15 protein-coding genes and 1 tRNA gene are annotated in these 16,432 nt (G+C 25.4%); 12 read left to right on the plus strand and 4 right to left on the minus strand.

All coding sequences use genetic code 11. The annotated features are described in order from the left end of the window. Positions 1-132: 132 nt before the first annotated feature. From GBZ86_RS05635 to GBZ86_RS05665, 7 genes are all read left to right on the plus strand, one after another. Entirely contained in the window at positions 133-879 is a 747-nt protein-coding gene (locus GBZ86_RS05635; protein ID WP_152888593.1) for a peptidylprolyl isomerase, read from the plus strand. A 246-nt stretch (positions 880-1,125) separates the two neighbouring features. Further along, positions 1,126-1,941 carry an ABC transporter permease gene (locus GBZ86_RS05640; RefSeq protein ID WP_327444237.1) on the plus strand — a complete coding sequence of 272 codons (816 nt, stop codon included), beginning with the start codon at positions 1,126-1,128 and terminating at the stop codon, positions 1,939-1,941. 15 nt (positions 1,942-1,956) lie between these two features. Beyond that, positions 1,957-3,129 carry an ABC transporter ATP-binding protein gene (locus GBZ86_RS05645; RefSeq protein ID WP_152888596.1) on the plus strand — a complete coding sequence of 391 codons (1,173 nt, stop codon included), beginning with the start codon at positions 1,957-1,959 and terminating at the stop codon, positions 3,127-3,129. A 20-nt stretch (positions 3,130-3,149) separates the two neighbouring features. Next, entirely contained in the window at positions 3,150-4,433 is a 1,284-nt protein-coding gene (locus tag GBZ86_RS18645) for a glycosyltransferase (protein ID WP_327444239.1), read from the plus strand. An 18-nt stretch (positions 4,434-4,451) separates the two neighbouring features. Continuing rightward, complete coding sequence (locus GBZ86_RS05655) at positions 4,452-5,684, plus strand: glycosyltransferase (RefSeq protein ID WP_152888599.1); 1,233 nt, start codon at positions 4,452-4,454, stop codon at positions 5,682-5,684. Positions 5,685-5,696: 12 nt separating this feature from the next. Continuing rightward, complete coding sequence (locus GBZ86_RS05660) at positions 5,697-6,881, plus strand: ABC transporter ATP-binding protein (RefSeq protein WP_152888601.1); 1,185 nt, start codon at positions 5,697-5,699, stop codon at positions 6,879-6,881. 2 nt (positions 6,882-6,883) lie between these two features. Then, positions 6,884-8,308: a glycosyltransferase gene (locus GBZ86_RS05665; protein WP_152888603.1), complete on the plus strand. Its 1,425-nt coding sequence runs from the start codon at positions 6,884-6,886 to the stop codon at positions 8,306-8,308. 76 nt (positions 8,309-8,384) lie between these two features. On the opposite strand, the gene GBZ86_RS05670 is transcribed toward GBZ86_RS05665, so the two are convergent. Beyond that, on the minus strand, positions 8,385-9,032 hold the full coding sequence (locus GBZ86_RS05670) for an HAD family hydrolase (RefSeq protein WP_152888605.1): 648 nt from the start codon (positions 9,030-9,032) through the stop codon (positions 8,385-8,387). Positions 9,033-9,184: 152 nt separating this feature from the next. After that, positions 9,185-10,525, minus strand: coding sequence for a [Fe-Fe] hydrogenase large subunit C-terminal domain-containing protein (locus GBZ86_RS05675; RefSeq protein ID WP_152888607.1), 1,341 nt, complete (start codon positions 10,523-10,525; stop codon positions 9,185-9,187). A gap of 124 nt (positions 10,526-10,649) precedes the next feature. Here GBZ86_RS05675 and GBZ86_RS18420 point away from each other — a divergent pair, with 124 nt between their 5' ends. Beyond that, positions 10,650-10,772 carry a hypothetical protein gene (locus GBZ86_RS18420; RefSeq protein ID WP_268817433.1) on the plus strand — a complete coding sequence of 41 codons (123 nt, stop codon included), beginning with the start codon at positions 10,650-10,652 and terminating at the stop codon, positions 10,770-10,772. Between the two features lie 87 nt (positions 10,773-10,859). Then, positions 10,860-12,227: an N-acetylmuramoyl-L-alanine amidase family protein gene (locus GBZ86_RS05680; protein WP_152888609.1), complete on the plus strand. Its 1,368-nt coding sequence runs from the start codon at positions 10,860-10,862 to the stop codon at positions 12,225-12,227. Positions 12,228-12,261: 34 nt separating this feature from the next. Here the strand turns inward: GBZ86_RS05680 and GBZ86_RS05685 are convergent. Further along, positions 12,262-12,337 (minus strand) — tRNA-Pro (locus tag GBZ86_RS05685). A gap of 222 nt (positions 12,338-12,559) precedes the next feature. Here GBZ86_RS05685 and GBZ86_RS05690 point away from each other — a divergent pair. From GBZ86_RS05690 to rsmI, 3 genes are all read left to right on the plus strand, one after another. Then, entirely contained in the window at positions 12,560-13,864 is a 1,305-nt protein-coding gene (locus GBZ86_RS05690; RefSeq protein WP_234885119.1) for a C40 family peptidase, read from the plus strand. A gap of 240 nt (positions 13,865-14,104) precedes the next feature. Beyond that, positions 14,105-14,872, plus strand: a complete 768-nt coding sequence (locus GBZ86_RS05695) for a tRNA1(Val) (adenine(37)-N6)-methyltransferase (RefSeq protein WP_152888611.1) — start codon at positions 14,105-14,107, stop codon at positions 14,870-14,872. Between the two features lie 2 nt (positions 14,873-14,874). Further along, a complete protein-coding gene (gene rsmI / locus GBZ86_RS05700) occupies positions 14,875-15,714 on the plus strand; it encodes a 16S rRNA (cytidine(1402)-2'-O)-methyltransferase (protein ID WP_152888613.1) in 840 nt (279 codons plus the stop codon). Positions 15,715-15,827: 113 nt separating this feature from the next. On the opposite strand, the gene GBZ86_RS05705 is transcribed toward rsmI, so the two are convergent. Continuing rightward, complete coding sequence (locus GBZ86_RS05705) at positions 15,828-16,067, minus strand: AbrB/MazE/SpoVT family DNA-binding domain-containing protein (RefSeq protein WP_152888615.1); 240 nt, start codon at positions 16,065-16,067, stop codon at positions 15,828-15,830. Between the last annotated feature and the right edge of the window lie 365 nt (positions 16,068-16,432).

A 16,432-nucleotide genomic window follows, 5' to 3' on the forward strand; every position in this document is an offset into this window, starting at 1 on the left:
ATTATCAAGAGTTATTTTTCAAAAAACAAAATTATAGGATAATAATTAATGTTAGTGTAAAAACTTTACTTTTTTAACTATTGATTATGTGTTATTATAAGAGAGAAGTAAATAGTAAAAGGAGCGTTACATATGGAAAATAAAGTATTAGCCGTAGTTGGTGGTAGAGAAATAACAGCAAGCCAAGTAGATGAAATTATAGCAAGATATCCAGCACAGCAAAGAGCTATGTTAGAAACAGAGCAAGGAAAAAGAAATGTTTTAGAGCAAGCTATAGCTTTTGAATTGATGTATGATTTTGGAAGAGAGACAGGAGTAGATAAAACAGATGCTTACAAAGATCAGTTAGAGAAAATAGGAAAAGAATTAATTTCTCAAATGGTTATGAGCAAAACTTTATCAGAAGTGACTGTAACAGATGAAGAAGCTTTATCTTATTACAATGATCATAAAGATATGTTTGGAGAACCTGCAAATGTAACTGCAAAACATATCTTAGTTGATTTAGAAGAAGAGTGTCAAAAGATAAGAGAAGAAATAGCTTCAGGATCTAAAACTTTTGAAGTGGCTGCTGGAGAGTATTCAAAGTGTCCATCAAAAGAACAAGGTGGAAACTTAGGAGCATTTTCAAAAGGAATGATGGTTCCAGAATTTGAAGAAGCTGCTTTCAATTTACCATTAGGTGAAGTAAGTAATCCAGTTAAGACTCAATTTGGATATCATTTAATTAAAGTTGAGGATAAAAAAGAAGCTTCAGTTAAAACTTTTGAAGAAGTTAAATCACAAGTTGTAAATCAATTAATTCAAGAAAGACAACAAAGAAAATATTTAGATTTCATTAATGAATTAAGAGAAAAATATGGAGTTAAAATGGTATAATAATAATTAAATACATTAAAAAGTATTTTTAATCTGTTTAATTATTATTAAAAAGTGCTACAATTTTAAGAGAGTAAATAATTACTTTCTTAAGATATAGCACTTTTTTTTTATTAATGATAATATAGTGTAGTAAAGAAAGGAGGAGACGAGTATTAATTTATGTAGTTAAATGTATAAATTAAAAATATTAAATATGATATAATAAAACCTAAGTGTAATTTAACATAAATGATTTAAGTAGAGGTGAACAAGTTGAAGGATTGGTTTACGATTGAGAAAAGTATCTTTTCTAGTTGGAAAATGATATTTGATATTTCAAAAAAGGAGTTCAAAAAGGAGTTTGCTGGTTCAAAATTAGGAATGGCATGGGCCATCATAAGACCATTATCTATGATAGCAATATTTTGGGTTATTTTCTCAAGTGGATTAAGAGATATATCAGGAGATATTAAAGTACCATATTTAGTTTGGTTAGTTGCTGCATATGTACCATGGATATTTATATCTGATGCTATGGTAGCTGGAGCAAGTGCTATTCGAGTTAATTCTTTTTTGGTTAAGAAAGTTAAGTTTCCTGTTGAAATTTTACCCAATATAAGAATTCTAATTAGTTTCTATACCTTTTTAATATTATTAGCTATTAATTTTATAATATTCGCAACAAATGGAACATTACATTTAATTAATTTTCCTAAATTAATTTATGCTATTTTAATAACTATAATATTTTTATGTGCATTAACTAGATTATTAGCATCATGGGTAGTAATGTCTATAGATATATTACATGGAATAACTGTATCAATGCAATTTTTATTTTGGATGTGTCCAATTATGTGGGCGCAAGGAGAAATTGCACCAAATTATCCTTGGATTCAACAATTATTAAAATTAAATCCATTTTATTATTTAGCTTTATTATTTAGAGATGCATTTTTAGGAACTCAAACTGCATCATTACAATATGGATTATATTTTATAGTATGGATAATAGTATTATATATAATTGGTTCTAAAGTATTTAATAAATTTAGACCAGAATTTGATGATGTTTTATAGAAGAGGAGTATACATATGACAGTTGCAATAAAAGTTAGTAACTTAACTAAAGTCTATAAAATGTATGAAAAAAGAACAGAAAAATTAGCAGCTATATTTGGAGATAAAAAAGAACCTAAAAAGTTTTATGCATTAAATGATATCTCTTTTGAAATAAATAGAGGTGAATGCGTAGGAATAATAGGTCATAATGGAGCAGGAAAATCTACTTTATTAAAATTATTAACAGGAGTAGCATTTCCTACTTCAGGAACTATTGAAATCAATGGTAAAGTTTCTTCTTTATTAGAGTTAGGTTCTGGATTTAATCCTGAATTAACAGGAATGGAGAATATTTATTTTAATGGTAGTTTAAATGGGTTAAGAAAAGAAGAAATAGATAAAAAATTAAAAGATATAATAGAGTTTGCTGATATAGGAAATTTTCTTTATCAGCCTGTAAAAAGTTATTCAAGTGGTATGTTTGCTAGATTAGCTTTTGCAGTAGCTATTAATATTGATCCAGATATATTAATTGTTGATGAAATTCTTTCAGTTGGAGATGTAGGTTTTCAAGTAAAATGTATGGAAAAATTTAATGACTTTAAGAAAAAAGGAAAAACGATTTTATATGTATCTCATGGGTTAGGGACAGTAAAAAAATTCTGCGATAGGGCTATATGGCTACAACGTGGTAAGGTTATGGATGATGGAAATTCAGTTATAGTTGTGGAAAGATACTATAATTTAAATTTTAATAAAGTAAATACTGAAAAAATTCAAGAATCAAAGAATCACATAATAGAGTACATATCAGCAAAAAATTTATTAAATGAAATAAAATTTTTAAAAGAATTAGATTTAGAAATAAAATATGAAGTAAAAGAAAATAAATTTGATAATCTATACATGATTTTAGAAGTAAGAAAAACAGATTATGAACCAGGAACTACAAGAGATTCAGATCAGTTTGTATGTTCGTTTGATAGCAGAGATTTAAATAAAAAATTACCTTTTAAAATAGGTGTTAATAAAATAGAATTTTATATAAATAAATTAAATCTTATGTCTGGAGTATATTATTTTGATTGTATTATAAAAAATAATGAAGATGAAATATTTAGAAAGATAAATATTTATAATTTTACTTTAGATGATAAATATCGTGGAGAAGGTTTTATAGTATTAGAACATTCATGGGGAAATTAATATTATAGGAGGCACTTTGAGTGGGTATTAAAAGCAAATTAAGTAAATGCAAACAAATAATACATGAATATGGTCTTTGGTATCTGATAAAAAAGATTGGAAGATTTATAAAATACAAATTGAAGCAATTAGTGAATAAAAGTGCTTTTGTTTATGGTAAAAATTATAAAAAATATACAAAACAAATAAAAGAAATTTTAAAAGATGAAAAATATGATGCTATAGTGGTGTTTGACTCAAGGGTAGGTTGGAATATTCCTTTATTTCAACGTTCACAGCATATGGCTAATGAACTTACAGATAAAGGTTTTTTATATTTCTATAGAACTTCAGAACAGTTTGATCCACATATAAAAGGTATAGAGAAGTTAAAAGATAGATTATTCTTAATTAATATGTCGGATTATGCTTTACAAAATGCTTTATTTGATGTTTTAAAAGAGCATAACGGTTCTAAATTTTTATCATTATATTCAACTGATGTGTATTTAGATGAAGTATATATACAGAAAAATTATATAAATGGTGGATTTAATATTATATATGAGTATATTGATGAGTTATCAGATGAGATTTCAGGACATTTGCCTGACTTTGTTTATGATAGACATGAAAATATAATAAAAGATTGTAATAATTTCATTGTAGCTTCTGCTGATAAGCTTATTGAAGAGGTTGAAGAAATTAGAGGAAAAGAAAATGTTTCTATGATAACTAATGGAGTTCAATATAAGGATTGGCAGTTTGAAAATAGAGAAGTACCAGAAAAATTAAAGGATATTATAGCAAAAGGAAATCCTATAATAGGTTATTTTGGAGCTTTAGCAAAATGGTTTGACTATGATTTAGTAAGATTTATAGCAGAAAATAGAACAGATTATGAAATTGTATTAATAGGATTTTTATATGATGATAGCTTTAAAAATAGTGGTATAGAAAATTTGAAAAATGTTCATTATTTAGGAGTAATAGATTATAAAGAATTGCCTAAGCATGCAAAATATTTTACCATTTCAACTATTCCATTTTTATTAAATGATATAACTGAATCAACAAGTCCTGTTAAGCTGTTTGAGTATATGGCTATGGGCACACCTATAGTTACAACAGATTTAAGAGAGTGCAGAAAATACAAGTCAGTTTTAATAGGAAAAAACTATAATGACTTTGTAGAAAAATTAGATGAGGCTTTATCTATAGAAAGAAAAAGTGAATATTATGAGTGGTTAGAGAGAGAAGCTTTAGAAAATACATGGAGTAAAAAAGCAGAAATATTATATAAACTAGTTAAAAAAAATATGTAAAGTTAGTAAGGTGATTTTATGAGTATAAAAAGAAAAGTAAAAAACCTTTTAAGACCTTTTTTAAGACCTCTTATTTTAAAAATAAGAGAAAGAGGTCATGAAGAACAAAAAGATCAGTTCTTTAATGAGATGAGAGATGTAATAAATAGTAAAAAATATGATGCTATAGTAGTATTTGATGTTTACTTTGGATTTGAGGTTAAAATGTTTCAAAGACCTCAGCATATTGCATTAAATTTAGCAGAAGAAAATATATTATATTTTTATAAAGCATCTCCTTATGTTGACAAAGATATTCAGGTTTTAAAAAAGATAAAAGATAATTTATATCTTGTTAATACAGATTTGTATTGGCTACAAGAAGGATTATTAGATATGATTAAAGAAAGTGGAATACCTGCATATGGACAAATATATTCTACTTGTTTTATTGAGTATGATAAATATCTTAAAAAATTTACTGATAGAGGATTTAAAATTATATATGAATATGTAGATGATTTATCAGATGAAATTGCAGGATTTAAAATATCAAAAGAAGTTAAAGATAGTCATGAAAGAATGTTAAAGGATACGGAAAAAGTTTATGTAGCTACTACTGCGGATAAGCTATTTAAAGAAGCTAAATCTTTTAGAGGAGATAATAAATTAGCTTTAATAACTAATGGGGTTCAATATGAACATTTTGCTAATATTGATTGTGAAGTAATTCCGGAAGACTTGAAAGAAGTAATAAAAAGTGGAAAAAGAATAATAGGATACTTCGGAGCTTTAGCAAGTTGGTTTGATTATGATTTAATAAAAAAAATTGCCAAAGAATTACCAGATCATGTTATTGTTCTTATAGGAATAGATTATGATAAATCTTTAGGGAAAAGTGGTATTTTAGATTTTAAAAATGTATATTATTTAGGTACTATGGATTATGTTAAATTACCAACTTATGCAAAGTTTTTCAATGTGGCTACAATACCTTTTGTTGTTAATGAAATTACGGAAGCAACAAGTCCAGTTAAATTATTTGAATATATGGCGTTAGGAAAACCTATAGTAACTACTAATTTGCCAGAATGTAAAAAGTATGAATCACCTTTAGTTAGTGAATCACATGAAGAATTTATAAATAATATAAGAAAATCTATTGAGTTAGAAAAAGACAATGATTATATAGAACTTCTTAGAAAAGAAGGCAATGATAATACGTGGAAACAAAAAGCTAAGGATATGAAGAGTCTTATATTAAACTCTTAATGGAGGTAAATAATGACTTATGCAATAAAAGTTCAAAATCTTTGTAAAAAGTATAAAGTTTATGATTCAAAAGGAAGTAAATTAAAGAAAATTTTAAATCCTTTTGGAAAGGGTAAAGAAAAAGAGTTTCAAGCATTAACAGATGTATCTTTTCAAATTAATAAAGGTGAAATAATTGGTATTATAGGTAATAATGGAGCAGGAAAATCTACATTATTAAAAATATTATCAGGGGTAGCATTTCAAAATAGTGGGACATGTGAAGTAAATGGAAGAATTTCATCATTATTAGAATTAGGTACAGGATTTAATCCAGAGTTAACAGGAATAGAAAATATATATTTTAATGGGAGCTTAATGGGATTAACTAATTCTGAAATAGATAGTGTAAAAGATAATATAATAGAATTTGCAGATATTGGAGAGTTTGTTTATCAACCTGTAAAAACCTATTCAAGTGGTATGTATGCAAGATTAGCATTTGCTGTAGCTATAAATATACACCCAGATATATTAATTGTTGATGAAATTCTCTCAGTTGGAGATATTGCTTTTCAAAAAAAATGTATGGAAAAGTTTGATGAGTTTAAAAAACAAAATAAAACTATTATTTATGTTTCTCATGGGTTAGAAACAGTACAAACTTATTGTGAAAAAGCCATATGGCTTGAAAAAGGAAAAGTTAAAGAAATTGGTCCAGCTTTTGATGTTGTAGAACATTATTATACTACTTTAATGAAAGCAGGTATTTCTTTAGATGATCAAAAAGGGCAGTTTGTAAAGCTTATTAATATTGAAATAAAAAATAAAAAAGAAAAATTTAATTATGGAGATAAAATAAATTTCAAAATTGATTATGAAGTTATTGTAGATAATATAGAAAATCCAGGTATAACTTTAGAATTAAGAAAAGCTTATAGGAATCCATGTGAATTTAGACATGTAGATCAATTTATATGTGCAGTAAATAGTAATGTAGATAATTTTTCTATACCTTGGAACAAAGGAAAAAATTCTATAATATTTACATTGGATAGCATAAGAGTTAAAGAAGGATTATATTATATAGATGTTATTTTTTCAGAGAGTCAAAATTTGGTATCTTTAGAAACAGTAGAAGGTGCAATTGACTTTAAAGTAAATAATCACAAACATGGTGAAGGGTTTGTATTTTTAGATGAGGAGTGGAGGATTTAAATATGTTAGGTATAAAACTTGGGTATAAAATGCCTAAAGAATTAACAGAAAAAGTTATAGAAAATGGATATGATAATTTATCGGACGAAGAAAAAGTCCAATTAACACAATTGATGTTAAAGTGTTATCCAGAAATATCTAAGTCTATGTATAATGGATTTAATACTGAAAATAAAAAAGAATTTATAAATGAAGTAGTTGAAGGAAAATTTTATGATAGATATAAAGAGTTGACTAAAGCTATAGATAGTACATTTAATTCTATTGTATTTAGTGCACAACATTCAGCTTTTAAAGAATATTTTCAGGAATTATTTTCAAAAAAATATGATGCTATAGTAGTATTTCATGCATCTTTTGGTTGGAATATAGATTTAAAACAAAGACCCCAACATTTAGCAGAGGCTATAAGCGATGAAAATATATTATATATATATAGAACAGATGCACATCAAGACAGAGATATTTTTGCCATTGAAAAAGTTAAAGAAAATTTATATCTAGTTAACTTAGATATGTATAGTTTAAATGTAGCTTTTTTTGAGGCTTTAGAAGCAGTTAAAAAACCAAAGTTTATTCATGCATATGCCACATGTTTATATGATGTACCATATGAAAAAATAGAATTTTATATGAATAAAGGATTTAAAGTAATATATGATTTTGTTGATGAAATATCATCAGATATAAGTGGAGTAGAAGTAAGTAAACAGATGATTAAAGATCATGAAAAATTACTTAAAGATAAAGAAAATGTTATAGTAGTGTCTACTGCTAAAAAATTAAAAATGATAGCAGAAGAAGTAAGAGGAACATCACAAAATAGTATTTTAGCACCAAATGCAGTTAATATTAAAGATTTTGATGTTAGCCTTGTAGAAGTTCCTACTAAAATGAAGAAAATAACAACAAAAGGTAAACCTATTATTGGATATTATGGTGCTTTAGCTAGTTGGTTTGATTATAATAAAATGATTAAATTAGCTAAAGAAAGACCAGAGTATGAAATAGTTCTTATAGGAATTAATTATGATAAAACATATGATAAAAGTGGATTAGATGATTTAGACAATGTTAATTATTTGGGAATAGTACCTTATGAAAAACTTAAATCATATTCGTGTTGTTTTGACGTATGTTTAGTTCCATTTATAAAAAATGATATTACTGATTCAACATCACCAGTTAAAATATTTGAGTATATGGCATTAGGCAAACCTATAGTAACTACTGACATAAATGAATGCAAACTATATAAATCATGTAAAATTGCATATAATGATGATCAGTTTATACAAGAAATTGATTATGCTATAAGAGTTTTAGCTAATGATGATCGTTATAAAGGTATATTAGCTAAAGAAGCTGAAGAAAATACATGGAGTCATAGAGCTAAAGAAATTAAAGAAGCAATGAAAAATATTTAATAAAAATATATTTAACCTTATAAAGGACTAGCATAAAAAGAAAATCCTATAGAACTAAAATCTATAGGATTTTTTATTATATTAATTCATTAAATGATTTTAAATAATAATCAGATTCGTCTATTAGAAGTAATTCTTCTTTAAAGGTTGTAATTGAATCTTTTACTGCTACCACTCTCATGCCAGCATTTTTAGCACTTTTAACAGCACAAAGTATATCTTCAAAAACTATGCAATTTTTAGGATGAATTTTATGCTTTTCACAGCTTAATAAATATATATCTGGAAAGTCTTTTCCTCTAGATACTTCTTCTGTAGTTGTTATGGAATCAAATAGTTCAAAAACATTATTTGATTTTAAGCATATTTCTAATAAAGATTGATAATTACTTGTGGCTAAAGCTATTTTTATTCCTAAATCTTTTAATTTATATAAAAATTTTTTTGCACCTGGTTTTAATTTAATATTATTTTTATATTCATTAAAAGCCATATTCAACCAAGTTTCTAATATTTCATCAGGAGAATCAGAAATACTAAATCTCTTTTTAAAATATAATGCAGTTTCGTAAAAATTTAAGTGAGTAATATCTTCCTTTAAATTAATAGGTTTTTTATATCCAAATATTTTTAAATAATCGTTATCAATCTTTTCCCAAATTCCCATAGAATCAACTAAAGTACCATCTAAATCAAATATTGCTAAGTTTATATTTTTTAACATATATAATCACCTCAATATTAAATATACTTAATTTAGATTTGAAAATAAAGAAATTAAGAAAAATTTCATATAAAAAAATATATACTTAATGGATATGTAAATTTACATATTTATTAAGTATATATAAACAAAATTTTTAATGAAAATTAATTTTAAAAATTTCTTTCTAGTATTTTTATTTTTTCACTATCTTTAAAATCTTCTAAACTATTTATTCCTAGTTTTGCTAAAATTTCATCTAAGATAAAACTATGAGTAGGAACTTTAATAGGAGAGTTGTAAGCTTCATTTTCTACAGCTTTACAGCCATCTTCTTTATTTATTAATCTTTTAGGACCACCTACACAGCCACCTACACAGCCCATACCTTCTATAAAGTTAGCATCTAACTCACCATTTAATGCTTTAGATAAAACTTCTTTACAACCTACAACACCATCAGCTTGGATAGCTTTAAAAATTTTATGTTTTTCAGGAAATAATTCTTTTACTACATCAGATATAGCTTCAGAAACTCCACCTGTTCTAGCATATAATCTTCCACCACGAGATGCATATTCTATTGAAGGAATTCCTTTCAACGTTTCAGGAGCTATATTAAAAGCATCAAAAATTGATTTTAACTCTTGAAAAGTCAATACATAATCAATAGCACCGATTAAATCTTTATCTTTAGCTTCAGCTTTTTTTGCAATACATGGTCCAATAAAAACTACTTTAGTATCAGGACTTAATTTTTTCAAAATTCTTCCCGCAGCAATCATAGGAGAAATAGAAGGAGAAACATCTTTTACTAATTCACTAAAGACTTTTTTTAACATTCCTACCCACATTGGACAACAACAAGAAGTAATTAATATATCTCCTTTTTTATGTACATGATGATCAAATTCAATTGCTTCTTTAATTGTTAACATATCTGCTGCAAAGGCAACTTCAATCATATCGGAAAATCCTATTTTGACAAAAGCTTCTCTAAGCATATCAAGGGTAACATTTTCACCAAATTGTCCAGAAATAGCAGGAGCTACAGCAGCTACTACTTTTTTATTATTTTTAATTAGATCTAGTACAGGCATAAATTCTATTGAATCTATAAAATTACCACTTTCACATTGTTCTACACATAATCCGCAATTTTCACACAAAGTATCATTTATATATTTACTGTTATCTAATGGATTAATTAATATAGCATCAAAAGGACAAAGAGATAAACATTTACAACCTGTATTTGAACAAGGTTCAATACAATTACCTACTTTTTTTACAATATTCTTTCTAACTTCATGTGTAGTAATAGCTTTTTTTAAGTTATATATATAATTATTGTCATTTAATATATCTACTCCACATAAAGATGATAATATATTAATAGCTTCTTCCTTATTGGAAAAATTTGATTTAATTATATTTTCTATTTGTTCATCAAAATTACCATTATAATAAGAAGATATTAAATCTTTAAATAATTGTTCATATTTTTTTTGCATATAAATTCCTCCTTAATCTGTAAATGTATTTAGTATTAGTATACACCTATAGTAACTATTTTATAGAATAAAAATGTATTATATGGGAAAAATTAAATTATCATATGATAAGGTAGGTGATAATATGATATATATTTTAATTCTTTCTGTAATTTCTTTTTTAGTTCTTTTTTATATGGCATTATTTAAAGCAGCTGCAAAAGAAGATGAAATATTAGAAGAAATATATAAAGATGATATAGAATAAATTTAAAAAGCCAATATCTTTAACTAAGAATAAAAATAAATAACAAGAATATAATTTAATAATAGTATTTTTAGTTGAGGGTAAAGGATGTTAAGTTTAGTGTTAGATCCTTTTTTAAGGGATTATAATGTAGATGAATATAATATAACAAAAAGTGATAAAGATTATGATGATACTTTATATATATGTAAAAAAATAAAAGATATATTACAAAATAATTATATAAAAGTTACTTTAACTAGAACTAATAAAAATTCAATTTCTGTTGAAAAAAAATTTAATATAATAAATAAAGCTAAAGCAGATTTAATTTTATCATTAGAGATTAGTGACTTAATTAATGTAAAGAATTCAGAAGTTGAAGTGTATTATGATACATATAATGAAGAGATAGAGTATTTATCTAAATCATTATGTGATAATATAAGCTTAAAAGTTGGGCTAAACAATAAAGGAATTAAAAAAAATTTTTTATACTCTATAAAAGATAGCAAAATTCCAACTATAGTAATTAAATTTAATGTTTGTAATAATGAGTATATAACAGAAAATTTTAAAAATATTATTTCTGAAGAAATAAAATATAGTATTGAAGATTATTTTAGTATAAATTGGGGGAATAAGGAGGGGAAAATTATTAGTGGAGATTTGAATGAGGTTACCAAAATATTAAGTAAGACTAATATAGATAAAAATCAAGCTAAGACTTGGGCTAAAAACAAAGGAGCAACTAATAATTTTATATCATTAGCAGATATTTATTGGGATATGTGTGAAAAATGTGGAGGAGTAAATCCTGTAGTTGCTTATGCACAGGCTGCTTATGAAACAGCTTATGGTAATTTTCTTGGAGACCTTAAAGAAGAATTTAAAAATGTATGTGGTTTCAAAAATGAATTAAGAAAAAGAGATGAGGGAAAAGCTTCATATATTAAATTTTTTAATTGGAGTGATAGTATAGAAGCTCATTTAGATCATTTAGCATTATATGCTGGAGCAGTGGGATATCCTAAAGAAAAAACTAAAGATCCAAAACATTTATCTTATTTGTATAAAACAGCTATTTATGTTGAAGATTTATCTAGAAATTGGTCACCAAAAGCTGATTATGGAATAAAGATATCTAATTTATGCAAGGAAATGTATAAAACAACTACAATGCAAGGTATAGAAAATATAAAAATGAAAAAATCTAAAGAATTAGAAATAATAACTTTAGAAAATATTGAAAGTTTTAAAGAGAAGTTAAAGAATGTAAATAGTATTTTAGATACTTTAAAAAATTACAATAATAGTTTATATGAATTTTTGGAAAAAATTGAAATTTATTTAGAAAATATTGAAAATAAAAAAGTTAATTTAGAAAATGATAATAGTGAGTTAAATAATCAAATAGATAAAAATAAACAGTTAGTTTGTAATATGAAAGAGTTATTGAAACGTATAACAGAATAAATAAAAAAGGAATTGCATTGCAATTCCTTTTTTATGGTCGGGGTGACAGGGATCGAACCTGCGACCTCATGGTCCCAAACCACGCGCGCTCCCATCTGCGCCACACCCCGAAGACAATATTTATTATATTATATATATTTAATATTGTCAATAAAAATTTTAGAATTTTTATTGATAATATTAGATATAACTTTAATTTTATTAAAAAGTTACATAAATATTAAAAAAAGTAAAAAAAACATGTCTAAATAATACAATTGGAAAATATTTATATTGTATAGAAAAGCATTTCCATTTATAATATTAATTATGAAAATATGCAAAAGGGAGGGATGAGTTCTCATTGGGGTATAAATGAGAGCGAATATATAATGAATAAAAAATTGATTTCCACTTTAATTGCACTAAGCTTAATGTTTGGAATAAGTTATAATGCTTCTGCTACTCCATTAAGTGATGGTGATAAAGCAAAAATGGAGCAAGGACAAAAAGAATTAAATGAAGTAAATGGCAAAATAAGAGAATTAGAAAATAAAATAGATGCTTTAACAGTTAAAATTGAACCATTACATGCAGATGTTGAAAAGAACAACTCTGAAATTAATAAAACAAAAAATGAAATAACAGAGGTTCAAAAAGATATTGAAAAAGCAAAAGTTCAGATAAAAGAAAAACAAGAAGTTTTAGGTGGTAGACTTAGAGCTACATACAAAGCTGGAGGACAAGCTAACTATTTAGAAGTACTTTTAAAGTCTAATGGATTTAGTGAATTTTTATCAAATATGCAAGCTATAGGAAGAGTTATAAATATAGATAAAAATATGATTAAGGATTTAAATTCTAAAAAAGAAAAGTTAGATAATGAGGTAATTTCTTTAGAAAATAAAACTAAAGAGTTAGACAAGCTTAATAAAGAAAATGAAGTTAAAATCGATGAATTCAAAAAAATGGTAGCTGAGCAGGAAGGTATTATTGTTCAAAGAAAAGAAGAAAAATCTAAAATAATTGGACAATTAGTTCCTTTTGAAAGACAATTAATATCAAGTTTTGTTGATATAATAAATAATTCAAATAGTTCTATAGAGCAACTTAGCACAGCTATAACATCATTAAGAGGAATAAAAAATCAATTAGAAACTCCAGAAATAAAAAAAGAAACTGTAGATGCTATTGAAAAAGCTAAGGAGGCTGTAGCTTCAAAAGAAGCAGCCAATACCAATACATCAAATGGTTCATCAACACCTAGTAAGATACCAAATAGAGGTGATGTTGCACCACCATCAGGTCAAAGTGCTGATGCTTTAGTAAACTATGCATATCAATTTATTGGTAGACCATATGTTTATGGAGCAACTGGTCCAAATGCATTTGATTGCTCAGGATTTACTCAATATGTATTTGGTAAGTTAGGATATGGTTTATCAAGAACTACATTTACACAAGTTAATGAGGGTTCTTATGTTCCTAGGGATCAGCTAGCAAAAGGAGATTTAATATTTACTAGACCTTCTGCTTCAGGGCCACAACATGTTGGTATATATGCTGGAAATGGACAAATGATTCATGCAGCAAGACCAGGTGTAGGTGTAATTGTAGGACCAATATATGATTTTGCAACAGCAAGAAGAATTTTATAATATAGAAAAGACAGGTATTCCTGTCTTTTTTTCTTTAAAAAAATTATAATAATAAAAACTTACAAATGACTTTTATTAAATTAAGGTGATGGTTAAAGGAATTTGAAAATAAGTTTAATTAGAGTGAAAAAATAATTTTTAAAGTAAATTTTGTTCTTAAAACTGTAATATATATAAATTAATAATATTATGTTATATTATTAATTGAACTAAAAAATATATAAGAAAGAGAGAGTTTCTATGGAAAATAAATTAGAAGAGTTAGATAAATCTCTAGTAAGAGAAGATGAAACTCTAGATGATTTACAGTTAAATGGATTACATATAATACAAAAAAAACAAGGATTTAGATTTGGGGTAGATGCAGTATTATTAGCTACTTTTGCAAATATAAAAAGAAATCATACCATAATAGATTTATGTACTGGTACAGGAATAATTCCATTAATTTGTTATGGTAAAAAAATTCCTAAATATATTATGGGACTAGAAATTCAGCAAGAATTTGCTGAAATGGCTAATAGAAGTGTTGAAATAAATAAGTTAACTGGAAAAATAGATTTTATATGTGGAGATTTAAAAGATAAAAATTTATTAAAAACATTACCTAAATTTGATGTTGTTACAGTAAATCCTCCATATAAATTATACAACGCAGGAATATTAAATGAGTTAGATAAAAAAACTATAGCAAGACATGAAGTAATGTGTAATTTAGAAGATGTTATAGCTTCATCTAGAATTTTATTAAAAGATAATGGTAGACTTTATATTGTACATAGACCTGAAAGACTTGCAGATATATTTTGTTTAATGAGAAAATATAAAATTGAGCCTAAAAGAGTTAGAATGGTTCATCCTAATACAAAAAAAGCTTCTAATATAGTTTTAGTAGAAGGACAAAGAGATGGAGGAGCATATTTAAAATGGGAAGCACCTTTATATGTATATAATGATAAAGGTGGATATAGTGAAGAAATAAATAAAATATATGGAAGAGGAGAGTAAGCATGGCTAAAATTTATTTAGTTCCTACACCCATAGGAAATTTAGGAGATATAACATTAAGAGCATTAGAGGTTTTAAAAAATGTAGATGTAGTAGCGGCAGAAGATACAAGACAAAGCTTAAAATTATTGAATCACTTTGATATAAAAAAACCATTAATAAGTTATCATCAACATAATGAACAAGGAAAAAGTGAGGATATTATAAAAAGAGTTAAAAATGGTGAATCTATAGCAATTGTTACAGATGCAGGTACACCAGGAATATCTGATCCTGGAAGTGTAGTAGTTCAAAAATGTATAGAAGAAAATATTGATTTTGAAGTGCTTCCAGGAGCTACAGCTTTTACAACAGCATTAATTTATTCTGGATTAGATACATCTAATTTTTTATTTAAAGGTTTTTTTCCTAGAGAGAATAAAGAAAGAAAAGAATTTATTAAAGATTTAAAAGATAGATGTGAAACTATAATTATGTATGAATCTCCATATAGAATTTTAGATTGTTTAACATTTTTAAAAGAAAATTTAGGTAATAGAAATATAGCAGCTTGTAGAGAGCTTACAAAACTTCATGAAGAAATATTTAGAGGATCTATTGATGATGGTATAAATTTCTTTCAAAATAAGCAGCCTAAAGGAGAATTCGTTTTGGTTCTTTCAGGAAAAACCAAAGAAGAATTACATAATGAGAGAATATCAAAATGGCTAAATATTTCTATAGAAGAGCATTTAAATTTATTAATAAGTGAAGGTATTAATAAAAAAGATGCTATAAAGCAAGTAGCTAAAGAAAGAGGTTTAGCTAAATCAGAAGTTTATAAATATTCTATTGATTTATAAAGAATTTAAAAAGCACTTCTTAGGGGAGAAGTGCTTTTTAATTATTACAATCACTATAGGGGAATATAGTAATTGTATTTATTGATTAGGGTTAAAATGGTTAATGATTTATATTATTTTTTTAAATCTTCTAAACAGCTTTTGCAGATGTTTTTACCTTTATAGTTAACAACATCTCTAGCATCTCCACAGAAAATACAAGCTGGCTCATATTTTTTTAATATGATTTGCTCTCCATCTACATAGATTTCTAAAGCATCTTTCTCAGCTATATCTAATGTTCTTCTTAATTCTATAGGAATAACTATTCTTCCTAGTTCGTCTACTCTTCTTACTACACCTGTTGATTTCATTTTACTTCCTCCTTGCATTTTACAACTTTCGACAAAACGCATTATAATACTAACAAAGTTGTCATATTAAGTCAATAGGTTTTGTGAATAAATATTTTAAATTACAAAATTTTTATTCAAAAACAAGTCTATAATCAATATACTACCATTTTTTTGAAATGTCAAGAACATAAAAATGTTAAATAATTGATAAAATTAAAAAAAAATCAAAGTTAATTTTTTACATTTAAACATACTTTTTATAAAAAAAATATGATATTTAATTAATAAATAAAAAATTATAAAAAAGAAACAAAAAATGGGAATTTTAGACTATTTATTATATATAACTTCAAAAAATAGTATATTAATGTCTTTTATAATAT

It is taken from the genome of Clostridium tarantellae (genome assembly GCF_009295725.1).
Lineage (GTDB): Bacteria > Bacillota > Clostridia > Clostridiales > Clostridiaceae > Sarcina > Sarcina tarantellae.

Excerpts from the sequence above, each read along its gene's own strand:
- GBZ86_RS05645 (WP_152888596.1), top strand. The coding sequence starts at position 1,957 with ATGACAGTTGCAATAAAAGTTAGTAACTTAACTAAAGTCTATAAAATG.
- GBZ86_RS05695 (WP_152888611.1), top strand. The coding sequence starts at position 14,105 with ATGGAAAATAAATTAGAAGAGTTAGATAAATCTCTAGTAAGAGAAGAT.
- rsmI (WP_152888613.1), top strand. The coding sequence starts at position 14,875 with ATGGCTAAAATTTATTTAGTTCCTACACCCATAGGAAATTTAGGAGAT.
- GBZ86_RS05675 (WP_152888607.1), bottom strand. The coding sequence starts at position 10,525 with ATGCAAAAAAAATATGAACAATTATTTAAAGATTTAATATCTTCTTAT.
- GBZ86_RS05660 (WP_152888601.1), top strand. The coding sequence starts at position 5,697 with ATGACTTATGCAATAAAAGTTCAAAATCTTTGTAAAAAGTATAAAGTT.
- GBZ86_RS05690 (WP_234885119.1), top strand. The coding sequence starts at position 12,560 with ATGAGTTCTCATTGGGGTATAAATGAGAGCGAATATATAATGAATAAA.
- GBZ86_RS05635 (WP_152888593.1), top strand. The coding sequence starts at position 133 with ATGGAAAATAAAGTATTAGCCGTAGTTGGTGGTAGAGAAATAACAGCA.
- GBZ86_RS05655 (WP_152888599.1), top strand. The coding sequence starts at position 4,452 with ATGAGTATAAAAAGAAAAGTAAAAAACCTTTTAAGACCTTTTTTAAGA.
- GBZ86_RS05665 (WP_152888603.1), top strand. The coding sequence starts at position 6,884 with ATGTTAGGTATAAAACTTGGGTATAAAATGCCTAAAGAATTAACAGAA.
- GBZ86_RS05705 (WP_152888615.1), bottom strand. The coding sequence starts at position 16,067 with ATGAAATCAACAGGTGTAGTAAGAAGAGTAGACGAACTAGGAAGAATA.
- GBZ86_RS18420 (WP_268817433.1), top strand. The coding sequence starts at position 10,650 with ATGATATATATTTTAATTCTTTCTGTAATTTCTTTTTTAGTTCTTTTT.
- GBZ86_RS05670 (WP_152888605.1), bottom strand. The coding sequence starts at position 9,032 with ATGTTAAAAAATATAAACTTAGCAATATTTGATTTAGATGGTACTTTA.
- GBZ86_RS05680 (WP_152888609.1), top strand. The coding sequence starts at position 10,860 with ATGTTAAGTTTAGTGTTAGATCCTTTTTTAAGGGATTATAATGTAGAT.